We start from the raw sequence: 21542 nt of genomic DNA on the forward strand, positions 1-21542 counted from the left end.
CCCCCCCCCCCCCCCCGCCCCCCCCCCCCCCCCCCCCCCCCCCCCCCCCCCCCCCCCCCCCCCCCCCCCCCCCCCCCCGCCCGCCGCCCCCCCCCCCCCCCCCCCCCCCCCCCCCCCCCCCCCCCCACCTCAGGGGTCAGCCGGTGAGGCTGGTGCGGTCGGTGACCGGGGCGGTGGCGCCCGGTTCGGTGCGCGCCTGGTCGGCCACGGCGGCGGCGACCGCCGGTGTGACGGCCGGGTCGAAGACGCTCGGGATGACGTAGTTGGCGTTGAGCTGGTCGTCGCGCACCAGCGCCGACAGCGCCTCGGCCGCGGCCAGCAGCATGCCCGTGCTGATCTCGGTGGCGCGGGCGTCGAGCAGGCCGCGGAACACCCCGGGGAAGGCCAGCACGTTGTTGATCTGGTTGGGCAGGTCGGAGCGGCCCGAGGCGACCACCGCCGCGTGGTGCCGCGCCCGCACCGGGTCGACCTCCGGCGTCGGGTTGGCCATGGGGAAGACCACCGCCCGCTCGGCCATCGCGGCCAGCGCCTCGACCGGCAGCACGTTGCCCGCGCTGACCCCGATGAAGACGTCGGCACCAGCGAGGGCGTCGGGCAGCTCGCCGCGCACCCGGCCGGGGTTGGTCCGCGCGGCCAGGGCCTGCTTGGCCGGGGTCAGCCGCTCGTCGTCGGGCGAGAGGATGCCCTCGCGGTCCCACACCAGCACGTGCCGGGCACCGGCCTCCAGCAGCAGGTGCACGATCGCCGTCCCCGCCGCGCCGGCCCCGGCGACGACGATCCGCACGTCGGTCAGCCGCTTGTCCACCACGCGCAGGGCGTTGCGCAGCGCGGCCAGCGCGACGATCGCCGTCCCGTGCTGGTCGTCGTGGAAGACCGGGATGTCGAGCCGCTCCCGCAGCCGGGCCTCCACCTCGAAGCAGCGCGGCGCGGCGATGTCCTCCAGGTTGATGCCGCCGAAGCCGGGGGCGATGAGCTCGACGGCGCGCACGATCTCGTCGACGTCGTTGGTGTCCAGGCAGATCGGCCAGGCGTCGATGTCGGCGAACCGCTTGAACAGGGCGGCCTTGCCCTCCATCACCGGCAGGGCCGCGCCGGGCCCGAGGTCGCCCAGCCCGAGGACGGCCGAGCCGTCGGTGACGACGGCGACCGTGTTGCCCTTGATGGTCAGCCGGCGCACGTCCTCGGGGTGCTCGGCCAGCGCCAGGCACACCCGCGCGACCCCGGGCGTGTAGGCCATCGACAGGTCGTCGCGGGTCTTGAGCGGGACCTTCGAGGCCACCTCGAGCTTGCCGCCCAGGTGCAGCAGGAAGGTGCGGTCGCTCACCTTGCGCACGGCCACGCCCGGCACGGCGCGCAGCGCGTCCACCATCTCCTCGGAGTGGGCGGCGTCGGCGGCCGAGCAGGTGACGTCGACGGTCAGCCCGTCGGACCGGGAGTCGACGACGTCGATGGCGGTCACCGCCCCGCCGGCCGTGCCCACCGCGGTGGCGATCCGGCCGATCGACGCCGGGTCGCCGTCGGCCGTCAGCCGGACGGTGATCGAGTAGGACGCCGAGGTCACCGGCCCGCGGGGCGCGGCGGCCGGGTCGTCCGGCGAGCTGTCGCCGGTGGCGGTGGCGGGCGACGTGTCGGTGCTCACCGTCCCATCGTGGCACCGGCGGACCGGCGTCCTGTGGCCGAGGTCACGACGCCCGGGCCTCCCCGGGCACTTCCGCGGAAGTGCCCGGTCAGCCCGAGCGCTGGGCCGATCCCTCGGCGCGGGCCTTGAGGCCGGCGCAGAACTGGCGGAACGACGGGTTGAGGTCCGGCGTCGAGCGCTCGGTCACCCAGGCCAGCGGGCCGGTCTGGTCCTCGCGGACGGTGAGCACCGTGCCGCCGTCGTCCTGCCGGGACAGCTGGTAGGTGCGCTCGATGACCGCCAGGCCGAACGGCAGCCCGCCGCGCCAGCGCATCGCCTCCCCCGGCCGCAGCTCGGTCACGGTGACCGAGAAGGGCCGGCTGCGGATCATGGTGGCGTACAGCGTCAGCCGCTCGCCGAGCGCGACCCGGCCCTCGACCCGGTCGACGCCGGAGTCCCAGTCCCGCCAGGTGCCGACGTCGACCAGGTGACGCCACACCTCGTCCGGGCCCGCGTCGATGCGCGTGGCCGCCTCGAAGCTCTTCATCGCCGCCTCCCGGACCGCAGTCTGCCGCGCGTCAGCGGGCCGGACCAGCGCCGCGCAGCCGGAACGGCCGGTCCGCCGAGACCGGCCCGCGAGCCCAGGCCAGCAGCCCGGCGACGTCGAGACCGTGCGGCGGTGCCGGGGCGTAGGGCGCGACGTTGACCGCCCCCCGCTCGACGAGCCGCGCCGCGCCGCGGGCGTTGCCCCGTGCGGCGTGGGTGAGCCCGACGGCGAGCTGCGCCAGCCCGCGCCACAGCTGCCGCTCGGCGTCGGGCGCGGCCTTCCAGGCGTCCTCGAGCACCTCGTGGGCGTGGAAGGGACGGCCGGCGTCGAGCAGCCGCTGGGCCTCGGCGATCGCCTCGTCCGGCGTCCGCGGCACACCCTCCGGCGCGCGCTCGACGCCCTCGGCACCACGGGGCAGCGGCCGGCCCAGCACGTCGCGCGGGCGGGCGTTGCGGGCCCGCCCCCGGTCGTCCCGGTCCCGCGGCGCGGTCACCGTCGCATCCTCCCGCGCCCCCGATCCGTTCACACGATCGGGTGCTGAGCGCGGGCTCGCGGCAGGGCTGCATCCGGACCTGCGGGGACGCCGGAAGAGGGGGTGTCAGCACTCCCCGACACCGGAGGAACCCGTGACCCGGACCCGCACCCTCGGCCTCGCCACCGTCGCCGGAGCCGGCGCGCTGCTCGCGCTCGGCGTCGCACCCGCCTCGGCGGACGACACCGCCACCGTCTCCGTGCTGCACGGCGTACCGGACACCCCGGTCGACGTGTACGCCAACGGCGAGCGGCTGATCGACGACTTCCAGCCGGGCACCCTCACCGACCCGCTGTCGCTGCCGGCCGGGTCCTACGACCTCGCGCTCTTCCCGGCCGACGCGCCCGACGGGTCCGGCTCGCCGCTGCTGTCGGCGAACGGCGTCTCGGTGCCCGCGGGGGCGAACGCCACCGTCGTCGCGCACCTGACCGCGGAGGGCCAGCCCGCGCTGACGCCGTTCGTCAACGACACCTCCGAGGTGCCCGCGGGCCAGGGCCGGGTCGTCGTGCGGCACACCGCGGCCGCGCCGGCGGTCGACGTCCGCGCCGGCGGCCAGGTGGTCGCCCCGAACCTGACCAACCCGGACGAGGCGGCGCTCACCGTCCCGGCGGGCACGGTCAGCGCCGACGTCGTCCTGGCCGGCACCGACACCGTCGCGCTCGGCCCGGCCGACCTCGAGGTCACCGAGGGCGCCACCACCGTCGTCTACGCCTGGGGCTCGCAGGAGGCCGGCTACGAGCTGGCCGTCCAGACGGTCTCCGGCGGCCACTCGGCGCCGTCCGGTGTCCCCGGCGGCAGCGCCGGCCTCGCCGACGACGGCCTGCCCCTGCCGCTGCTCGGCCTGTCCGCGCTCGGCCTGGCCGGTGCCGCCGTGGCGGCCCGCCGGCTGGCCGGCAGCCGCGCCTGACGGGAGGGACCGACGTGCGACCCGCTGCCGCCGGCGTGGCCCTGGGCCTGGCCCTCGCGGTGGGCGCGCCCACCGCGTGGGCGCTGACCCGGCCTCCGGCGGCGGCGGGCGCGCCGGTCGAGCAGGCGCTCGGCGCCCCCGCGGAGACCCCCGCGGGGGCGCCCGCTCCGCCGGCCCCTGCCGTGACCGTCCGGGACGCCGCTCCGCGCCCCGCGCCGGAGGTCGTGCCGCCCGCGCGGGTCACCGTCCCGGCGCGCGGGCTCGACGTCCCGGTCGACCCGGTGGGCACCGCGCCCGACGGGCAGATGGCCCTCCCCGACGACGTCGGCCGGGCCGGCTGGTACCGCTTCGGCCCGGTGCCCGGTGCGCCCGGTTCGGCGGTGGTCGCCGGGCACGTCGACGACGCCGAGCAGGGCCTCGGGGCGATGGCGGCGCTGCGCGGGACCGAGCCCGGCGACGAGGTGGTCGTGACCGACGCCGCCGGCGCCGTCACCCGCTGGCGGGTGGTCTCCCGGGAGGTGCTGGACAAGCAGGCGCTGCCGGTCGACGTCCTCTTCCGCCGCGACGGACCGCCGCGGCTGACGCTGGTCACCTGTGGCGGACCGTTCCTCCCCGAGGTCGGCGGGTACCGCGACAACGTCGTCGTCGTGGCGGAGCCCGCGCCGTGACGGTTGAAGGACCTCCCTGCCCCCCACTGCTCGCACGCTCGCAGCGGGACCCTGCAGGGAGGCCACCCCGATCCGCCCGCCGGTCGCCTAGGGTCGGGCGGGTGAGCACCGAGGCGGAGCCGGCGCCGTACGGCGCGGCCGAGCCCGACGACGACGAGGTCGCCCGCCGGTTCGCCGCGGGCGACGAACAGGCGCTGGCCTGGGCCTACGAGCGCTGGGCGGCCCGGGTGCACGGCATGGCGGTGCGCGCCTTCGGTCCCGGCCCCGACGCCGAGGACGTCACCCAGCAGGTGTTCGTCTCCGCCTGGACCGGTCGCGCCGGCTACCGGCCCGAGCAGGGACCGCTGCCGGCCTGGCTGACCGGCGTCTGCCGCCACAAGATCGCCGACACCTGGGCTCGCCGCGACCGGCAGCGGCGCGCCGCCGAGGCGGCCGTGGCCGAGGCGCGGTCACCCGCCGCCGGCCCGGCCCCGGTCGACGCGACCGTCGCCGACCGCGTGCTGCTGCTCGGCGAGCTCGACCGCCTGGGCCAGCCCCAGCGCGGCATCATCGAGCTGGCGTTCTTCGCCGACCTCACCCACACGCAGATCGCCGAGCGGACCGGCCTGCCGCTGGGGACGGTCAAGAGCCACATCCGGCGCACCCTCGAGCGCCTGCGCGACCGGTTGGAGGTGGACGGTGCCGCACTGCACGCCTGAGGACCTCGCGCTGGCCGCCCTCCGCGAGCCCCTCGCCGACGGCGCCACGGCGCACCTGGCCGGCTGCCCCGACTGCACCCGCGAGTTGGGCCGGTTGCGCCGCGCCGTCGACGTGCTCGCGGTCCCCGAGCTCGCCGACCCCGGCCCGCCCGTGGCCCCGCCGCCGGCGGTGTGGGCCGGCATCGCCGCGGCCACCGGCGTCGCGACCGCGCCGCGCCCGGACGTCGTCGCGGCGTCGGCGCCGCCCGCCGGGCCGGTGCCCGACGTCCCGCCCGTGCCGCTGGCCGCCGGTCCGGCCGATCCGGAGCCGGGACCGGTCGCGCCGGTGGTGCCGCTGCGGCCCCGCCGGTCCCGCCTGCTGCTGGCCGCGGCCGCGGCGCTCGTCGTGGGACTCGGCGTCGGCGCGGGTGCGGTCGCGCTCGCCGGCCGCGAGGACGACGGCGTCGCGGTGGCCGCGGCGGTGCTCGACCCGCTCGAGGACAGCGGCGCCACCGGCAGCGCCTCGGTGGTCGAGCGCGAGGACGGCACGCGCGTGCTGCGGGTCGAGCTCGCCGCCGACGCGCCGTCCGAGGGCTACTACGAGGCCTGGCTGCTCACCGAGTCGGTGACCGGGCTGGTCCCGCTCGGCGTCGTCCGCCCGGGCACCGACGAGTTCGAGCTGCCCGCCGGCCTCGACCTCGGCGAGTACCCGGTGGTCGACGTCTCGGTGGAGCCGCTCGACGGCGACCCGGCGCACTCGGGCTCCTCCATCGCCCGCGGGCAGCTGTCCTAGCGTCGGGGGTGTGACCGCGCTCGACCTCCGCCTGCCGCACGCCGACCTCGCCGACGCCTGGCGGACCGCGCGGCCCCGGCCGGCCGGCCGCCACCTCGACACCGCGGCGTGCAGCCGGCAGAGCAACCGGGTGCTCGAGGCGGTCGCCCACCACGCGCGGCACGAGGCCGAGCTCGGCGGCTACGTGGCCGAGGCGACCGCCGGGGACCTCCTCCAGCAGGGCCGCAGCGTCATCGGCGGGCTGGTCGGCATGGCCGCGGCCGACGTCGTCTTCGTCGAGTCGGCGCAGGCCGCGCTCGCGGCGCTGCTGGCCGCGTGGCCGCTGGAGCCCGGCGCCCGGGTGGCCCTGCTGCCCGGCGAGTACGCGCCCAACGCGGCGATGCTGCGCGCGGCCGGCCTGACGCTCGAGCACCTGGCCGCCGACGGTGACGGGCGCGTCGACCTCGAGGCGCTGGAGCGGACGCTGGCCGTCGACCCGCCGCGGTTGGTGCACCTCACCCACGTCGCCAGCCACCGCGGCGTCGTCCAGCCGGCCGCCGAGGTGGCACGGCTGTGCCGGGCGCACGGGGTGCCGCTGGTGCTCGACGCGGCGCAGTCGCTGGGCCACGTCGACGTCGACCTCGGCGCCGACGTCGTCTACTCGACCTCCCGCAAGTGGCTGGCCGGCCCGCGCGGGGTCGGCCTGCTGTGCGTGCGGCCGGCGGTGACCGCGCAGCTCGTACCGGTGCTGCCCGCCCCGGCCGACCTCCCGCCGCTGCGGGCGCTGGAGAGCGGCGAGGCGCACGTGGCCGGGCGGGTCGGGCTGGTCCTGGCCGTCGGGGAACACCTGGCCGCCGGACCGCACCGGGTGCGCGAGCGACTGGCGGCGCTGGGCCGGGCCGGGCGGCAGGTGCTCGACGGCGCCGCGGGCTGGGAGGTGGTGGAGCCGCTCGACGAGCCGACGGCGACCACCACGCTGCGCCCGCCGGAGGGCGTCGACGTCGTCGCCACCCGCGCCCGGCTGCTCACCGAGCACGGCATCGTCACCACGGCGATCGAGCCCGGCCGCGCGCCGGCGGAGCTGACCGGCTGGGTGCTGCGGGTGTCGCCGCACGTGGACGGCACCGTCGACGACCTCGAGGCCCTCGCCGCCGCCCTCTGACGAGGCATGGGAAGCTCTCCGCACGTGCCCGCCGTCGATACGTGCGGATGGCTTCCTATGCCTCGCCCAGGGCCGCCTGGATGCGCTGGGACACCGTGCGGTGGACGGCGAGCTGCTCGTCGAGACCGGGGTGCACCGGCACGCCGTCCTCGACCACGAACCGCCCGCCGACGACGGTGTGCCGCGCGGCCACCGGGCCGCAGCGCAGCCACGCCTCGACCGGGTCCGACAGCGCCCCGGCGAACGCCGGCCCGGTCAGCGGCCAGACGGCGAGGTCGCCGCACGCCCCCACCGACAGCTGCCCGATCTCGCCGGTGCGCCCGAGGCAGGCCGCGCCGCCGCGGGTGGCGATCTCCAGCGCGTCACGGGCGGAGAACGACGCGGCGCCGTGCCGCAGCTTGCCCTGCAGCATCGCCGTCCGGGCCTCCAGCCACAGCGACGCCGCGTCGGCCGACGACGACCCGTCCACGCCCAGCCCGACCGGCGCCCCGGCCGCCCGCAGCTCGGCCACCGGCGCCAGCCCGCTGCCCAGCACCATGTTCGACGACGGGCAGTGCGCCGCCCCGACCCGCGCCGCGCCGAGCCGCGCCACCTCGGCGGGCGAGGGCCAGACCACGTGCGCCAGCCACACCCGGTCGGTCATCCAGCCCACGTCGGCCAGGTAGTCGACCGGGCGGCGGCCGAAGCGCTCCAGGCAGAACGCGTCCTCGTCCCGCGTCTCGGCGAGGTGGGTGTGCAGCCGGACGTCGAGCCGCTCGGCCAGCTCCGCCGTCCGCGTCATCAGCGACGTCGACACGCTGAACGGCGAGCACGGCGCCAGCGCCAGCCGGGTCAGCGCGTGCGGCGAACGGTCGTGGTGGGCCTGCACCAGGCGCTCCGACTCGGCCAGGATCTCGTCGTCGTCCTGGACGACGGAGTCCGGCGGCAGCCCGCCGTCCTTGACCGACAGCGACATCGACCCGCGGGTGACGTGCGACCGCACCCCGAGGTCCTGCGCCGCCCGCACCTCGGCACCGATCAGGTCCCCGGCCCCGCGCGGGTGCACGTAGAGGTGGTCGGTCGAGGTGGTGCAACCGGCGAGCGCCAGCTCGGTGAGCCCGACGTAGGCCGACACGTACGCGGCCTCCTCGTCCAGCCGCGCCCACAGCGGGTAGAGCGTCACCAGCCACTCGAACAGCCCGCCGGTCAGTGCGGGCGCGAAGGACCGGGTGAGGTTCTGGTACAGGTGGTGGTGGGTGTTGACCAGCCCGGGCGTCACCAGGCAGCCGCGCGCGTCGACCGTGCGGGCCGCGGCCGGCCGCGGGTCGCCGGGCCCGCCCACCCCGCTCACCACCCCACCGGTGACCGCGACCCACCCGCCGGCGATCTCGCGCCGCTCGTCGTCGACGGTGGCCAGCAGTTCGGCGTCGTGCACCAGCAGGTCGGCGGTCTCCACCCGCGGCATCCTGCCCACCTCGCACGGAGGACGGCGAGCCGCGGCACACGACGTCGTGCAACCCGGTCGACACCAACCGCGACTACCGTGGCCGTCCCCGCACACCGACGAGGAGTGACCATGCAGTTCCTGCAGCCCGCGACGTGGGAGGAGGCGCTGGAGGCCAAGGCCGCCCACCGCGACGCCGTCCCCATCGCCGGGGGAACCGACGTCATGGTCGCGATCAACTTCGGCCGGCTGCGCCCGCCGCTGCTGCTCGACCTCACCCGGGTCCCCGAGCTGCAGCGGTGGGAGACCGACGACGGCGCGGTCCGGCTGGGCGCCGGCGTCCCCTACGCCCGGGTCATCACCGAGCTCGGCGACCGGCTGCCCGGGCTGGCGATGGCCGCCCGCACCATCGGCTCGCCGCAGATCCGCAACCGGGGCACCGTCGGCGGCAACCTGGCCACCGCCTCCCCGGCCGGGGATGCCCACCCCGCGCTGCTGGCCGCCGGCGCCGAGGTCGAGGTCGCGTCGGTCCGCGGCACCCGCCGCATCCCGGTGACGGAGTTCTACCGGGGCGTCAAGCGCTCCGCGCTGGCCGACGACGAGCTCATCGCCGCCGTCCGGATCACCCCGCCCCGCGGGCCGCAGCAGTACAGCAAGATCGGCACCCGCAACGCGATGGTCATCGCCGTCGCCGCGTTCGGGCTGGCGCTGCACCCCGACCGGCGCGCCGTGGGCACCGGCATCGGGTCGGCCGCGCCCACGCCGCGGCGCGCACCCGCCGCCGAGGAGTTCCTCGCCGGCGAGCTGGACGGGTTGTGGGAGTCCCGCGCCGAGCTCCCGTCCGCGACGGCGGGCCGCTTCGGCGAGCTGGTCGCGGAGGCCGCCGCCCCCATCGACGACGTGCGCGGCACCGCCCGCTACCGCGTCCACGCGCTCTCGGTCATGGCCCGCCGCGCGCTGACGTGGGCCTGGGCCGACTACCGGAAGGGAGACCCGACGTGCGCCTGAGCTGCACCGTCAACGGCACACCGCAGCAGGTCGACGACGTGTGGGAGGGCGAGAGCCTGCTCTACGTCCTGCGCGAACGGATGGGCCTGCCCGGGTCGAAGAACGCCTGCGAGCAGGGCGAGTGCGGCTCGTGCACCGTCTACCTCGACGGCGTGCCGGTCTGCGCCTGCCTGGTCGCCGCCGGGCAGGCGCAGGGCCGCGAGGTCGGCACGGTGGAGGGACTGGCCCCGCCCGGCGAGCTGCACCCGGTGCAGGAGGCGTTCCTCGAGGCCGGCGCCGTCCAGTGCGGCTTCTGCACGCCGGGGCTGCTGGTCGCCACCGACGACCTGGTCAGCCGCTCGCTGGCCGAGGGCCGCACGCCGGCCGACGCCGAGATCCGCGAGGCGCTCGCCGGCAACCTGTGCCGGTGCACCGGCTACGAGAAGATCCTCGACGCCGTCCGGCTGGCCGCCGACCGCATGGCGGGGGAGGCCCGGTGAGCACGCCCACCCGCGCCCCGAGCGGAGCGCCCGCGCACCTGACCGGCAAGGGCAGCGGCGGGGTCGGCGACGACGCCCAGCGCCCCGACGGCGTCCTCAAGGTCCGCGGCGAGTTCGCCTACGGCAGCGACCTGTGGATGGACGACATGCTGTGGGGCGTCACGCTGCGCAGCCCGCACCCCTACGCCCGCATCCGCTCGATCGACATCGGCCCCGCGCTGGCCGTCCCGGGCGTGCACGCCGTCCTGACCTCCGACGACGTGCCCGGCGAGAAGGTGTACGGCCTCGAGCTCGCCGACCAGCCGGTCCTCGCCCTCGACGTCGTCCGCTACCAGGGCGAGCCCGTGGCGCTGGTCGCCGCCGACCACCCCGACACCGCCCGGCGGGCCGCGGCGCGGGTCCTCGTCGACTACGAGGTGTGGGAGCCGGTCACCGACGCGCGCACCGCCCTCGGCCACCCCACCTGGAACCAGGTGCACGACTCCCCCGCCGAGGTCACCGAGCTCAGCCGGGAGAGCGCCCACCTGCACCCGCACGGCAACCTGGTGCGCCACCTCAAGGTCCGCAAGGGCGACCCCGCGGCCACCGCCGACGTCGTCGTGGTCGGCGAGTACGAGGTCGGCATGCAGGACCAGGCGTTCCTCGGTCCCGAGTCCGGCCTCGCCGTCCCGGCCGACGACGGCGGCGTCGACCTGTACGTGGCCACCCAGTGGCTGCACGTCGACCAGCGGCAGATCTGCGCGGCGCTGGGTATGCCGCCCGAGAAGGTGCGGCTGACCCTCGCCGGCGTCGGCGGGGCCTTCGGCGGCCGCGAGGACCTCTCCATGCACGTGCACGCCTGCCTGCTGGCGCTGCACACGGGCAAGCCGGTGAAGATGTCCTACAACCGCGAGGAGTCCTTCTTCGGGCACGTGCACCGGCACCCGGCGACCATGCGCTACGAGCACGGCGCCACCCGCGACGGCGACCTGGTCTACGTGAAGGCCGAGATCTTCCTCGACGGGGGCGCGTACGCCTCGAGCACCCCGGCGGTCGTGGGCAACGCCGGGACGATGGGCATCGGTCCCTACGTCGTCCCGAACGTGCACGTCGACTGCTACGGCGCTTACACCAACAACCCGCCGTGCGGCGCCATGCGCGGGTTCGGGTCGGTGCAGACCGCCTTCGCGTACGAGTCGCAGATGGACGCCCTCGCCGCCGAGCTGGGCATGGACCCGGTCGAGCTGCGCTGCCGCAACGCGATGGAGCAGGGCTCGGAGACCCCCACCGGCCAGGTCGTCGACAGCCCGGCGCCGGTGGCCGAGCTGCTGCGCCGGCTGACGGCGATGCCGCTGCCCCCGGAGCCGGCGACCGGCGACGACGTCGACCTGCGCGACATGCCCGGCGGGGTCTCCAACACCACCCACGGCGAGGGCGTGCGACGCGGCGTCGGGTACGCCGTCGCCTACAAGAACGTCGCGTTCTCCGAGGGCTTCGACGACTACTCGACCGCCCGGGTGCGGCTCGAGGTGGTCGGCGGCGAGGCCGTGGCCACCGTGCACACCGCGGCCGCCGAGGTGGGCCAGGGCCTGGTCACCGTCGAGCAGCAGATCGCGCGCACGGAGCTCGGCGTGGACGCCGTCGTGGTGCACCCCGCCGACACCGCCGTCGGCTCGGCCGGCTCGAGCTCCGCGTCGCGGCAGACCTACGTCACCGGCGGCGCGGTCAAGGCGGCCTGCGAGGCGGTCCGCCGGAGGGTGTTCGAGCGGGCCGCGCAGGTCGCCGGCCGGCCGCTGCCCGACCTGCGGCTGTTCGACGGCGCGGTGGTCTCCGACGCGGAGGGCGTCAAGCTGCCGCTGGCCGACGTCCTCGGCGACGGCGCGGTCGAGGAGACCGTGGAGTGGCGGCACCGGCCCACCGAGGCCCTCGACCCGGAGACCGGGCAGGGCTTCGCGCACGTGCAGTACGCGTTCTCCGCACACCGGGCCGTCGTCGACGTCGACAGCGAGCTCGGGCTGGTCAAGGTCGTGGAGATGGCCTGCACACAGGACGTCGGCAAGGCGATCAACCCGCAGGCCGTCGTCGGGCAGATCCAGGGCGGCACCGCGCAGGGACTGGGGCTGGCGGTGATGGAGGAGGTCCTCGTCCGCGACGGCCGGGTGCAGAACCCGTCGTTCACCGACTACCTCATCCCGACCGTGCTCGACATGCCGCCGATGCGGATCGAGGTCCTGGAGTACGCCGACCCGCACGCCCCCTACGGCCTGCGCGGCGTCGGGGAGGCGCCCAACATCTCCTCCGGCCCCGCGGTGCTGGCCGCGATCCGCGAGGCGACCGGCCTGCCGCTGCGGCGGGTCCCCGTGCGCCCGGAGCACCTCACCGGCACGTGAGCGGGTGCGCCGGCGCCGCATCTCCCGGCCGGGAACGCGGCGCCGGCGCACGGCCTCAGCCCGGGAGCCCGGCCAGGCGGTCCATCGCGGCGAGCACCCGGTCCTGCAGCTCCGGGTCCTCCAGCGCGCCCGGCGTCCGCGCCGGGCGGTTCCCCGCGGTGTAGCCGCCGGGCCAGTCGCCGGCCGCCGCCCGCGCCACCCGCGCGCCGCCGTCCTCGACGTCGCCCGGTGCGCCCGGGGAGGCCAGCTTGGTGCGCACCCAGCCCGGGTCGACCGCGCCCACGCGCAGCTGCGGCAGGCGGCGGGCCCAGCCCAGCGCCAGGACGACGTCGAGCGCCTTCGAGTCGGCGTAGGCGCGCCGCGACGGCCGCGGGCTGCCGAGGTCGCCGGGGTCGACGCGACCCGAGCCGACCATCCCGCTGCCGAGGAAGACCAGGCGCTCACGCACCCGGTCGCGCACCAGCGCGGTGAGCAGGTGGGGGGCGAGCGCGTTGACCGCGAACGCGAGCTCGTGGCCCTGCCGGCTCGGCGGCGCCCCCTCCGGCGGCCAGACGCCGGCGTTGTGGACGAGCACGTCGAGGTCCCCGAGCCGGTGGGCGAGCGCGCGCACCTGGTCGAGGTCGGCCAGGTCGCCGGTGACCAGCCGGACGTCGCCGAGCCGGCCGAGCTCCACGGCGACCGGTGCGCCGCGCGCCTCGCTGCGGGCGTGCAGGACGACGGTGTGCCCGTCGGCCAGCAGCCGCCGCGCGGCCGCGCGGCCGATGCCGTCGGTGGAGCCGGTGATCGCGATCGTCGCCATGGCCCGGACCTACCCGGCTCGACCCGCCGAGCGCCGGCCGCCCGCACACCAGCGTGTGCGCTGACGCGGCACTCCGGTTCCCAGGATGCGGCCGGCGCGCACACGCTCCGCTCGTCCGGGGCTCAGGCGCGGAGGACGGCCTCGAGTCCCCCGGCCCGCGCAGCGTGGGCGGCCGCGCCGAGCACGTGCCGGACCCTCGCCGCACAGGCAGCCGACCAGGCCGCGATCGCGCGGAGTTCGTGCTCGCTCAGCTCGATCGAGTCGGGCACGCTCAGGCGGTCTCCTCCCAGCGGCGGCCGAGGGCGGCGCGGCCGGCGTCGGTCGGGCGGCCCCACAGCCGCAGCCGGGCCATGCCGCCGTCGGGGAAGACGTCCATCCGCACCCGGGTGACGCCGGCGTCGCCGGGCAGCACGAAGCGGTGGCGGGTGTCGGGCTGCAGCGGCGTGCGGGGCAGCAGCTCCACCTCGCGGCCGTCGGCGGTGGTGCCGGTCAGCGACGCCGCACCCGGCGCGTTGCCGAGGAACCACGAGGTGTCGAGCTCGGCGAGGGTCACCACGCCCTCGCAGGCCAGCGTCAGGTCCACCCAGTCGTTGCCGTCGTCGCGGCGGCGGGCGTTCTCCCAGCCCTCCCCCATCGACCGGGCGACGCCGCGGCCGATCAGCTGGTGCGGGCTGCCGTAGAAGGCGTTGCTCACCCCGCTGATCCGCCCGCCGTTCTCCAGGGCGGCCAGGTCGCACGGGCCGGCGTCGAGCAGCCGCGGGTCGGGCACGGCCTCGCCGTGCACCCGCAGCCGGGCCACGCCGCCGTCGGGGTGGATCGACAGCCGCACGTGCGTCACCCGCGGCCCCGGCTCGACGGGAAAGCGGTTGGCGGTGCCGCCGGCCAGCGGCGAGCGCGGCAGCAGCGGGACCCAGTCGGCGTCGGCGAGGGCCGCGGCCGGCGGGTGGCCGTCGACCGAGGCGCCCTCCAGCGCGGCGTGCGGCGGGTAGTTGCCGAGGAAGAACGCGGTGTCGACGACGACGGCGTGCACCACGCCCGGCATGCCGAGCCGCACGACCGCCCAGTCGTGCCCGGGCTCGCGGCGGCGGCGGGTCTCCCAGCCGTCGTACTCCTTGCCGCGCGCGCCGAAGTCGTCGCGGGCGGCCGCGGGCTCGGGGCGGATCAGGTTCTCCTTGCCGGCGAAGAACTCGTCGTTGGCGGCCACCACGGCACCGCCCTGCGACCGGACGGCGAGGTCGGGCAGGTCGAACGGGTCGGTCACGGGGGTCACTCTCGCACGGCGGGGGTAGGGGGCCGCTGTCCCGCGAGAACCCCAGGAGGACCCGTGTCCGAACCCACCGACGACCTGCGCGAGCGCGCCCGCGACCACATCCAGCAGATGCCCGCCGAGACCGCGCTGGGCAACGCCGACCCCGCCGGGGGCTCCACCGACGACCCGAAGATCATGGACCAGGCCGCCCGGGAAGAAGGCGAACAAGGCAGCTGACCTCACCTGCCCCCTCGGTCGAGCAACCGGCCGAGGGGGCTGCCGTCGGCCTCGCGGCCGCGCAGCCAGGTCCGCCGGACGACGCCGGTGAGCTCCCGGCCCGCGTAGGGCGTCACCGGGTTGCGGTGCTCGAGCCGGCCCACGGTGAACCGCTCGTCCGGCGCGAAGGCCACCAGGTCGGCGTCCCTCCCGACGGCGATCGCGCCCTTCCCCGGCAGCCCGGCCAGCCGCGCCGGCGCCGCCGACATCCAGCGCGCCACCTCCGCCAGCCCGATCCCGCGGGCCCGCGCGCCGGTCCACACCGCCGGCAGCGCCACCTGCAGCCCGGCGATCCCGCCCCAGGCCAGCCCGAAGTCGCCGACGTCGAGCCGCTTGAGCTCGGGCGTGCACGGCGAGTGGTCGCTGACGACCAGGTCGACGTCCCCGGCCCGCAGCGCGTCCCACAGCGCCGCCCGGTGCACCGACTCCCGGATCGGCGGGCAGCACTTGAACGCGGTGTCGCCGTCGGGCACCTCCTCGGCGGCGAAGGTCAGGTAGTGCGGGCAGGTCTCCACGGTGATCCGCACACCCGAGGCACGCGCGGTCCGCAGCAGCGGCAGGGCGTCGCCGTCGGCCAGGTGGACGACGTGGCTGCGCGCGCCGGTGTCCCGCGTCGCCGCCACCAGCCGCCCGATCGCCGTCTCCTCCGCCGCCGGGGGGCGGGAGGCGAGGAACGCCACGTAGCTCGTCCCCGCAGGCTCCGGTGCCGCCTCGATGACCTGCTCGTCCTCGGCGTGGGCGACGAGCAGCCCGTCGAAGGTCGCCAGTTCGGCCAGCGCCGCGCGCAGCCCGGCGTCGTCCAGCGGCGGGAACTCCGGCACCCCGGAGTCGAGCAGGAAGCACTTGAACCCGACGACGCCGGCGTCGTGCAGCAGACGCAGGTCGCCGACGTTGCCGGGGACCGCGCCGCCCCAGAAGGCCACGTCGACGGCGACCTGCCCGGCCGCCGCCTCCCGCTTGACCCGCAGCGCCTCGGGCGTGGTGGTCGCCGGCACCGAGTTCAGCGGCATGTCCACGACCGTGGTGACGCCGCCGGCGGCCGCGGCGCGGGTGGCCGAGGCGAAGCCCTCCCACTCGGTGCGGCCGGGCTCGTTGACGTGCACGTGGCTGTCGACCAGCCCGGGCAGCAGCACCTCGTCGTCGGCGAGGGTGACCGCCCCGGCCGGGACGTCGTCGAAGCCGGTCACCGCGGTGACGACGCCGTCGGCGGTGTGCACGGCCGCGGCGCGCTCTCCGTCGAGCAGCACCACCCGCCGGGCCCGGACGACGAGGCTCATGCCACGGCCTCCACCGCGCGGACCACGGCGTGCAACTCGGCTCCCCACGCGGTGGCCACCCAGCCGTTCTCCAGCGGCAGCCGGACGGCGTCCTCCCCGGTCGACACCCCTGCAGCCTGCCCCACGTGCACCGTGGAGGCGTAGGCGCGCGGGGCCGCCGGCGGCAGCCAGGCGGGCGCGCCGGGACCGAGCCCGACGGTCGTGTGCAGCAGGGGCCGACCGTCGACGACCACCCGCGTCGTGCCGGTCCAGCGGCCGGGCTCCTCTCCCGTGCGGCCCAGCAGCACCTGCTCGGTGGCGGTGAGGACGGCGCCCTGCGCCAGCGTCGCGGTCAGCCCGGACCGGTGGTGCGCCCGGGCGGCGACGACGGTCGGCTCGGGCCGGAGGTCCAGCTCCCCGGCCACCTCGGCGACCACGCGCTGCACCGAGGGCCGGTCGCCGTCGCGGGCGGGCAGCGCCACGGCGGCGGCCACCGAGCGCACCGTCAGCGTGGCGCCCTCCTCGACCACCAGCCGGACCTCGGCGTCGTCCCCGCCCAGCGGACCGAACGCCGTCGCCACCAGGTGCACCGAGGACGGACCGGTCCGGCGCACCGCCAGCTGACCGCTCGCGCGGACCACCGGCAGCACCGTGCGGCCGCCCGGGCCGCGCCGCGCGACGACCTCGACCCGGGTCCTCACACCGGCTGCGGCCGGCGGGCCCGCACCTGCCCGCGCACCCACTCGGCCACCTCGGTGGCGGCCGGGTCCTCGCGCAGCGAGATCAGCAGCGTCGGCTTCTCCCCGCGCACCGCGGCCGAGTCCCGTCGCATGACGTCGAGGTCGGCGCCCACCAGCGGCGCCAGGTCGGTCTTGTTGACCACCAGCAGGTCCGACGCGGTGACCCCGGGCCCGCCCTTGCGCGGCACCTTGTCCCCGCCGGCGACGTCGACGACGAACACCTGCACGTCGACCAGCCCGTAGCTGAAGCTCGCCGTCAGGTTGTCCCCGCCGGACTCGACGAACACGAGCTCCAGGCCGGGGTGTCGGGCCTCGAGCAGCTCGACGGCGTCGAGGTTGGCGGTGATGTCGTCGCGGATGGCGGTGTGCGGGCAGCAGCCGGTCTGCACCGCCTCGATCCGGTCGTCGGGCAGGACGGCCTGGCGTCGCAGGAAGTCGGCGTCCTCGGTCGTGTAGATGTCGTTGGTGACGACGGCGAGGTCGTACTCCGCGCCGAGCGTGCGGCACAGCGCCGCGGCCAGCGCCGTCTTGCCCGAGCCGACCGGCCCGCCGAGCCCGACGCGCAGCGGCCCGCCGTGCCGGTGCGCCGCAGGCGCGTCGACGTAGTCCTGCAGGTCGTGGTCAGGAGGCAAAGAAGCGGTCCCCTCTCGTGGCGTGCACCTCGGCCAGCAGGTCGAGGAGCGGGTCGGTGTCCGCGGGGAGGCCCTCCCGGACCGCCGCGTCGGTGACGGCGTCGATCTCGGGCGCCAGCCGCGCGGTGACGGCGGCGACGGTGAGCGGGTCCATGGCCAGCAGCCGCTGCGCCGCCGTCGCCGGGCCGCTGACCGACAGGTAGGCGGCCGCGGCCGCGGCGTCCCGGGAGGTGAGACCGCCGGCGGCCGCGGCGGCGCCCAGTGCGACCGGGTGGTGCGGCGCGCCGGGGAGCGCGTCCCAGACCGGCGAGGGCCACGCGCGGCGGCCCACCCGCACCAACCCCCGACCCTGCTGCCGCGACGCCGCCCGCAGCGCCGGCGACGGCGTCCGCGCGTCCGCCTCGGCATCGAGGGTGACCAGGTCACCGCCGCGGTGTCGTCCGGAGGACGACAGTGTCGACGCCTCGGCCGCGAAGCCGGCCGCCACGGCACCCGCCGTGTGCAGCCGACGCCGGAGGAACGTCATCAGCGACGCCGGGCCGTGCACCAGCCCGGCCGTGATGGCCTGCTCCACCCCGCCGGAGTGCGCGTGCCCGCCCGCGGGCAGCCGCGAGTCGGCCAGGGTCAGCAGCGCTGCAGACACGGGAAGAGGTGCCCTTCAGAACAGGAAGTACCGCTGCGCCATCGGCAGCTCGCGCACCGGCTCGGGTTCCCACACCTCGCCGTCGACGGCCACGGTGAAGGTGTCCGGGTCGACGCGGATCTCGGGCAGGGCGGTGTTCTCGGGCATGTCGGCCTTGCCGAGCCGGGTGGTGTCGGTGACCGCGGCCAGCCGCCGGTCGACGGCGAGCCGGTCGCCGAGCCCCGCCTCCAGCGCCGCCGACGCGACGAAGTGCAGCGACGTGCGCGCCGGCACCCGGCCGTACGCGCCGAACATCGGCCGCGGCAGCTGCGGCTGCGGCGTCGGGATGGACGCGTTGGCGTCGCCCATCTGCGCCCAGGCGATGACGCCGCCCTTGAGCACCGCGGCCGGGCGGACGCCGAAGAACCGCGGGTCCCACAGCACCAGGTCGGCGAGCTTGCCGGGTTCCACCGACCCGACCTCGCCGTCGATGCCGTGCGCCACCGCGGGGCAGATCGTGTACTTGGCGACGTACCGGCGGGCGCGCAGGTTGTCCGCGGCGCCGTCCCCGGCCAGTGACCCCCGCTTGCGCTTCATGACGTGCGCCGTCTGCCAGGTCCGCAGCACGACCTCGCCCGCGCGGCCCATGGCCTGTGCGTCGGAGCCGATCATCGAGATGGCGCCGAGGTCGTGCAGCAGGTCCTCGGCAGCGATCGTCGTCGGCCGGATCCGGCTCTCGGCGAAGGCGAGGTCCTCGGGGACGCTCGGGTCCAGGTGGTGGCAGACCATCAGCATGTCGAGGTGCTCGTCGAGGGTGTTCACCGTGTGCGGCCGGGTCGGGTTGGTGCTGCTCGGCAGCACGTTCGGGTGCCCGGCGACGGTGATGATGTCCGGCGCGTGCCCGCCTCCGGCGCCCTCCGTGTGGTACGTGTGGATGCTCCGCCCGGCGATCGCGGCGAGCGTGTCCTCGACGAAGCCGGCCTCGTTGAGGGTGTCCGAGTGCAGCGCCACGGGGACGCCGTGCCGCCCGGCCACGGTCAGGCACACGTCGATCGCCGCGGGCGTGGACCCCCAGTCCTCGTGCAGCTTGAACCCGCTGGCGCCGCCGCGGAGCTGCTCCTCCATCGACTCCTGCGAGACGGTGTTGCCCTTGCCCAGCAGCGCGACGTTGACCGGCCACGGGTCCATCGCCTCCAGCACGCGGGCCAGGTACCAGTCGCCCGGGGTGATCGTGGTGGCCTTCGACCCCTCGGCCGGTCCGGTGCCGCCCCCGATGAGCGTGGTGACACCGGAGCCGAGCGCGGTCGGCACGATCTGCGGGCAGATGAAGTGCACGTGGCAGTCGATGCCGCCGGCGGTGAGGATCCGGCCGTTGCCGGCGAGCACCTCGGTGCCCGGGCCGATGACCAGGTCCGGGTGGACGCCGTCCATGGTGTCGGGGTTGCCGGCCTTGCCCAGCGCCACGATCCGGCCGTCGCGGACGCCGACGTCGGCCTTGACCACGCCCCAGTGGTCGAGGACGACCGCGCCGGTGATCACCAGGTCGGGCGCGCCCTCCGCCCGGGTGGCGCGCCCCTGGCCCATCGACTCGCGGATGACCTTGCCGCCGCCGAACACCGCCTCCTCCCCGGCCCGGCCGGGCCCGCCGCAGCGGTCCTCCTCGACCTCGACGAGCAGGTCGGTGTCGGCCAGCCGGACGCGGTCGCCGGTGGTGGGCCCGTACAGCTGGGCGTAGCGCTCGCGGGACAGCCGGACCATCAGCCGATCCCGCCCTGGCCGGTCAGGCCGGGGACGACGCGGGCGCCGGCCAGGGGCACGAGGGTCACCGTGCGGGTGATCCCGGGCTCGAAGCGGACGGCGGTGCCCGCGGCGACGTCGAGCCGGTGCCCGTGCGCGGCCGCGCGGTCGAACTCGAGCGCCCGGTTGGCCTGGGCGAAGTGGAAGTGCGACCCCACCTGCACCGGCCGGTCGCCGGTGTTGGTGACAACGACCTCGATCCGCGGGGCGCCGGGCAGCGTCTCGATCGTGCCCTCGGCCGGGACCACCTCACCGGGGATCACGGGATGGGCTGGTGGACGGTCACCAGCTTGGTCCCGTCCGGGAAGGTCGCCTCCACCTGCACCTCCTCGAGCAGCTCGGGGACGCCGTCCATCACGTCGTCGCGGGTGAGGACCGTGCGCCCCGACTGCACCAGCTCCGCGACGAGGACGCCGTCGCGCGCCCCCTCGAGGACGTGGTCGGTGACGATCGCCGTCGCCTCCGGCAGGTTCAGCCGCAGTCCCCGCGCGCGCCGCCGCCGGGCCAGCTCGGCGGCGTAGGACAGCAGCAGCCGTTCCTGCTCGTGCGGGGTGAGGTGCACGCGGGGGCCTCCGGGGGTGGGGGATCCGGACGCTAACCGCCGGATGTGTCGCGCCGGTTACCGCAGCGGCCGGAAGAACTCCCGGACGTCGGCCACCAGCGCCTCCGGCCGCTCCATCGCCGCGAAGTGCCCGCCGCTGTCGTGCTCCTGCCAGGAGCGCAGGTCGGTCAGCTGCCGCTGCACCCACTCGCGGGGCGGCTGGAAGATCTCGTGCGGGAACACCGAGACGCCGGCCGGCACGGCCACCTGCGGTGCCCGCTCCGCCGGCGCGCGCGCCATCTCCCAGTACATCCGCGCCGACGACGTCGCCGTCGCGGTGAACCAGTAGACCGAGACGTCGTCGAGCAGGCGGTCCAGGCCGATGGCCCCGACCGGGTCGCCGTCGCAGTCGGTCCAGGCATGGAACTTCTCCAGGATCCACCCGGCCTGCCCGGCGGGGGAGTCGGTGAGGCCGTAACCGAGGGTCTGCGGGCGGGTGCGCTGCTGCTGGCTGTACGCCGCGGCCTGGGCCCGGAACGCCCGTTCGCGCTCGAGCGCCCGCTGCTCGCGCACGGTGAACTCCGTCTGCCCCTCCGGCGGGCCGGTCACCACCATGTTCAGGTGCACACCGACCACGCGGTCGGGGTGGCGGGCGCCGAGGTTGGCCGAGACGAACGAGCCGATGTCCCCGCCCTGGGCGCCGAACCGCTCGTACCCGAGCCGGCGCATCACCTCGGCCCAGGCGTCGGCCGTGCGCGCCGGCCCCCAGCCCGGGGTGTCCGGCTTCCCGCTCCAGCCGAACCCCGGCAACGAGGGGACGACGACGGAGAACGCGTCCCGCGGGTCGCCGGGATCGGTGAGCGGGCCGAGGACGTCGAGGAACTCGACGACCGACCCGGGCCAGCCGTGGGTGAGCACGAGCGGCAGGGCGTCCGGGTGCGGCGACCGGACGTGCAGCAGGTGGACCGGCAGGCCATCGACGACCGTCCTGGCCTGCGGATGGGCGTTGAGCCGTGCCTGCCGGGCCGGCCAGTCGTACTCCTCGGCCCAGTAGTGGCAGACCTCCTGGAGCCACCCGAGCGGCACGCCCTGCGACCAGTCGTCGACCGTCTCCGGCTCCGGCCATCGCGTGCCACGCAGCCGGCGCCGCAGGTCGTCGACCGCCTCGGCCGGCACGTCGACGGCGAAGGGCTCGACGGCGTCGTCCACCACGTCACCGTATCGGCGGTCGCGGCACCGGGTCCTCGTCGAGGAGTCCGTGATGAGCCGGGCGTCGATCGGCGCCGCACCCAGTCCCAGTGACGGAACCACGACCGGATGGCGGACGCCCACCTGCCCGTGGAATGCCGGAAGGGCCCTCACCGAGTGGTGAGGGCCCTTCACGGGAAATGGTTGTCCGGCGGCGTCCTACTCTCCCACCCCGTCTCCAGGGCAGTACCATCGGCGCTGAGAGGCTTAGCTTCCGGGT

Annotated in this window: 24 protein-coding genes and 1 rRNA gene; 9 read left to right on the plus strand and 16 right to left on the minus strand. The window is 76.7% G+C overall.

Features of this window, described 5'->3' with window-relative positions:
- Nucleotides 1–136: 136 nt before the first annotated feature.
- The 3 genes from ACI79O_RS23030 to ACI79O_RS23040 all read right to left on the minus strand — a co-directional run bounded on the left by ACI79O_RS23030 (nucleotide 137) and on the right by ACI79O_RS23040 (nucleotide 2658).
- Nucleotides 137–1639, minus strand: coding sequence for a malic enzyme-like NAD(P)-binding protein (locus tag ACI79O_RS23030; protein ID WP_456877646.1), 1503 nt, complete (start codon nucleotides 1637–1639; stop codon nucleotides 137–139).
- An 88-nt stretch (nucleotides 1640–1727) separates the two neighbouring features.
- Nucleotides 1728–2165 (minus strand): SRPBCC domain-containing protein, encoded by a 438-nt coding sequence (locus ACI79O_RS23035; protein ID WP_456893131.1) that lies wholly within the window; start codon nucleotides 2163–2165, stop codon nucleotides 1728–1730.
- 31 nt (nucleotides 2166–2196) lie between these two features.
- A complete protein-coding gene (locus ACI79O_RS23040) occupies nucleotides 2197–2658 on the minus strand; it encodes a DUF309 domain-containing protein (protein ID WP_456915298.1) in 462 nt (153 codons plus the stop codon).
- 133 nt (nucleotides 2659–2791) lie between these two features.
- Between ACI79O_RS23040 and ACI79O_RS23045 the strand changes: the two genes are divergently transcribed.
- The 5 genes from ACI79O_RS23045 to egtE all read left to right on the plus strand — a co-directional run bounded on the left by ACI79O_RS23045 (nucleotide 2792) and on the right by egtE (nucleotide 6883).
- The gene (locus ACI79O_RS23045; protein WP_456893135.1) at nucleotides 2792–3604 is read left to right on the plus strand and encodes a DUF4397 domain-containing protein; all 813 of its coding nucleotides are present in this window, start codon (nucleotides 2792–2794) and stop codon (nucleotides 3602–3604) included.
- A 14-nt stretch (nucleotides 3605–3618) separates the two neighbouring features.
- Nucleotides 3619–4272, plus strand: coding sequence for a class F sortase (locus ACI79O_RS23050; RefSeq protein ID WP_456893137.1), 654 nt, complete (start codon nucleotides 3619–3621; stop codon nucleotides 4270–4272).
- A 101-nt stretch (nucleotides 4273–4373) separates the two neighbouring features.
- Entirely contained in the window at nucleotides 4374–4970 is a 597-nt protein-coding gene (locus ACI79O_RS23055) for an RNA polymerase sigma factor (RefSeq protein WP_456893139.1), read from the plus strand.
- Complete coding sequence (locus tag ACI79O_RS23060) at nucleotides 4951–5742, plus strand: anti-sigma factor (protein ID WP_456915299.1); 792 nt, start codon at nucleotides 4951–4953, stop codon at nucleotides 5740–5742. The genes ACI79O_RS23055 and ACI79O_RS23060 overlap by 20 nt, the downstream gene beginning before the upstream one ends.
- Nucleotides 5743–5752: 10 nt before the next feature.
- A complete protein-coding gene (gene egtE / locus ACI79O_RS23065) occupies nucleotides 5753–6883 on the plus strand; it encodes an ergothioneine biosynthesis PLP-dependent enzyme EgtE (RefSeq protein ID WP_456893145.1) in 1131 nt (376 codons plus the stop codon).
- A gap of 55 nt (nucleotides 6884–6938) precedes the next feature.
- On the opposite strand, the gene ACI79O_RS23070 is transcribed toward egtE, so the two are convergent.
- Entirely contained in the window at nucleotides 6939–8327 is a 1389-nt protein-coding gene (locus tag ACI79O_RS23070) for an 8-oxoguanine deaminase (protein ID WP_456893147.1), read from the minus strand.
- 111 nt (nucleotides 8328–8438) lie between these two features.
- On the opposite strand from ACI79O_RS23070, the gene ACI79O_RS23075 reads away from it, so the two are divergent.
- The 3 genes from ACI79O_RS23075 to pucD are packed head-to-tail and all read left to right on the plus strand — an operon-like array spanning nucleotide 8439 to nucleotide 12162.
- Nucleotides 8439–9314: an FAD binding domain-containing protein gene (locus tag ACI79O_RS23075; protein ID WP_456893149.1), complete on the plus strand. Its 876-nt coding sequence runs from the start codon at nucleotides 8439–8441 to the stop codon at nucleotides 9312–9314.
- On the plus strand, nucleotides 9305–9793 hold the full coding sequence (locus ACI79O_RS23080) for a (2Fe-2S)-binding protein (RefSeq protein ID WP_456893151.1): 489 nt from the start codon (nucleotides 9305–9307) through the stop codon (nucleotides 9791–9793). The genes ACI79O_RS23075 and ACI79O_RS23080 overlap by 10 nt, the downstream gene beginning before the upstream one ends.
- Nucleotides 9790–12162, plus strand: coding sequence for a xanthine dehydrogenase subunit D (pucD, locus tag ACI79O_RS23085; RefSeq protein ID WP_456915300.1), 2373 nt, complete (start codon nucleotides 9790–9792; stop codon nucleotides 12160–12162). The genes ACI79O_RS23080 and pucD overlap by 4 nt, the downstream gene beginning before the upstream one ends.
- Nucleotides 12163–12217: 55 nt before the next feature.
- Here the strand turns inward: pucD and ACI79O_RS23090 are convergent, their stop codons facing one another.
- From ACI79O_RS23090 to alc, 3 genes are all read right to left on the minus strand, one after another.
- Nucleotides 12218–12961, minus strand: a complete 744-nt coding sequence (locus tag ACI79O_RS23090) for an SDR family NAD(P)-dependent oxidoreductase (protein WP_456893155.1) — start codon at nucleotides 12959–12961, stop codon at nucleotides 12218–12220.
- A gap of 122 nt (nucleotides 12962–13083) precedes the next feature.
- Entirely contained in the window at nucleotides 13084–13230 is a 147-nt protein-coding gene (locus ACI79O_RS23095) for a hypothetical protein (protein ID WP_456893157.1), read from the minus strand.
- Nucleotides 13231–13232: 2 nt separating this feature from the next.
- The gene (gene alc / locus ACI79O_RS23100; protein WP_456915301.1) at nucleotides 13233–14222 is read right to left on the minus strand and encodes an allantoicase; all 990 of its coding nucleotides are present in this window, start codon (nucleotides 14220–14222) and stop codon (nucleotides 13233–13235) included.
- Between the two features lie 63 nt (nucleotides 14223–14285).
- Between alc and ACI79O_RS23105 the strand changes: the two genes are divergently transcribed.
- Nucleotides 14286–14447, plus strand: a complete 162-nt coding sequence (locus tag ACI79O_RS23105; protein ID WP_456877660.1) for a hypothetical protein — start codon at nucleotides 14286–14288, stop codon at nucleotides 14445–14447.
- 2 nt (nucleotides 14448–14449) lie between these two features.
- Here the strand turns inward: ACI79O_RS23105 and allB are convergent, their stop codons facing one another.
- The 9 genes from allB to rrf all read right to left on the minus strand — a co-directional run.
- Nucleotides 14450–15763 carry an allantoinase AllB gene (gene allB, locus ACI79O_RS23110; RefSeq protein WP_456915302.1) on the minus strand — a complete coding sequence of 438 codons (1314 nt, stop codon included), beginning with the start codon at nucleotides 15761–15763 and terminating at the stop codon, nucleotides 14450–14452.
- The gene (locus ACI79O_RS23115) at nucleotides 15760–16443 is read right to left on the minus strand and encodes an urease accessory protein UreD (protein ID WP_456915303.1); all 684 of its coding nucleotides are present in this window, start codon (nucleotides 16441–16443) and stop codon (nucleotides 15760–15762) included. Before ACI79O_RS23115 ends, allB begins: the two co-directional genes overlap by 4 nt.
- Nucleotides 16440–17114 (minus strand): urease accessory protein UreG, encoded by a 675-nt coding sequence (gene ureG / locus ACI79O_RS23120; RefSeq protein ID WP_456893164.1) that lies wholly within the window; start codon nucleotides 17112–17114, stop codon nucleotides 16440–16442. The genes ACI79O_RS23115 and ureG overlap by 4 nt, the downstream gene beginning before the upstream one ends.
- Entirely contained in the window at nucleotides 17104–17757 is a 654-nt protein-coding gene (locus ACI79O_RS23125; protein WP_456915304.1) for an urease accessory protein UreF, read from the minus strand. Before ACI79O_RS23125 ends, ureG begins: the two co-directional genes overlap by 11 nt.
- A gap of 15 nt (nucleotides 17758–17772) precedes the next feature.
- Complete coding sequence (locus tag ACI79O_RS23130) at nucleotides 17773–19494, minus strand: urease subunit alpha (RefSeq protein ID WP_456915305.1); 1722 nt, start codon at nucleotides 19492–19494, stop codon at nucleotides 17773–17775.
- Nucleotides 19494–19796: an urease subunit beta gene (locus tag ACI79O_RS23135; protein ID WP_456893170.1), complete on the minus strand. Its 303-nt coding sequence runs from the start codon at nucleotides 19794–19796 to the stop codon at nucleotides 19494–19496. Before ACI79O_RS23135 ends, ACI79O_RS23130 begins: the two co-directional genes overlap by 1 nt.
- The gene (locus tag ACI79O_RS23140) at nucleotides 19793–20095 is read right to left on the minus strand and encodes an urease subunit gamma (RefSeq protein WP_456877667.1); all 303 of its coding nucleotides are present in this window, start codon (nucleotides 20093–20095) and stop codon (nucleotides 19793–19795) included. The genes ACI79O_RS23135 and ACI79O_RS23140 overlap by 4 nt, the downstream gene beginning before the upstream one ends.
- A gap of 57 nt (nucleotides 20096–20152) precedes the next feature.
- A complete protein-coding gene (locus ACI79O_RS23145) occupies nucleotides 20153–21283 on the minus strand; it encodes an epoxide hydrolase family protein (protein WP_456915306.1) in 1131 nt (376 codons plus the stop codon).
- 185 nt (nucleotides 21284–21468) lie between these two features.
- Nucleotides 21469–21542: ribosomal RNA gene (rrf, locus tag ACI79O_RS23150) — 5S ribosomal RNA — on the minus strand; the annotation flags it as partial.

It is taken from the genome of Geodermatophilus sp. SYSU D00696 (assembly GCF_054050235.1).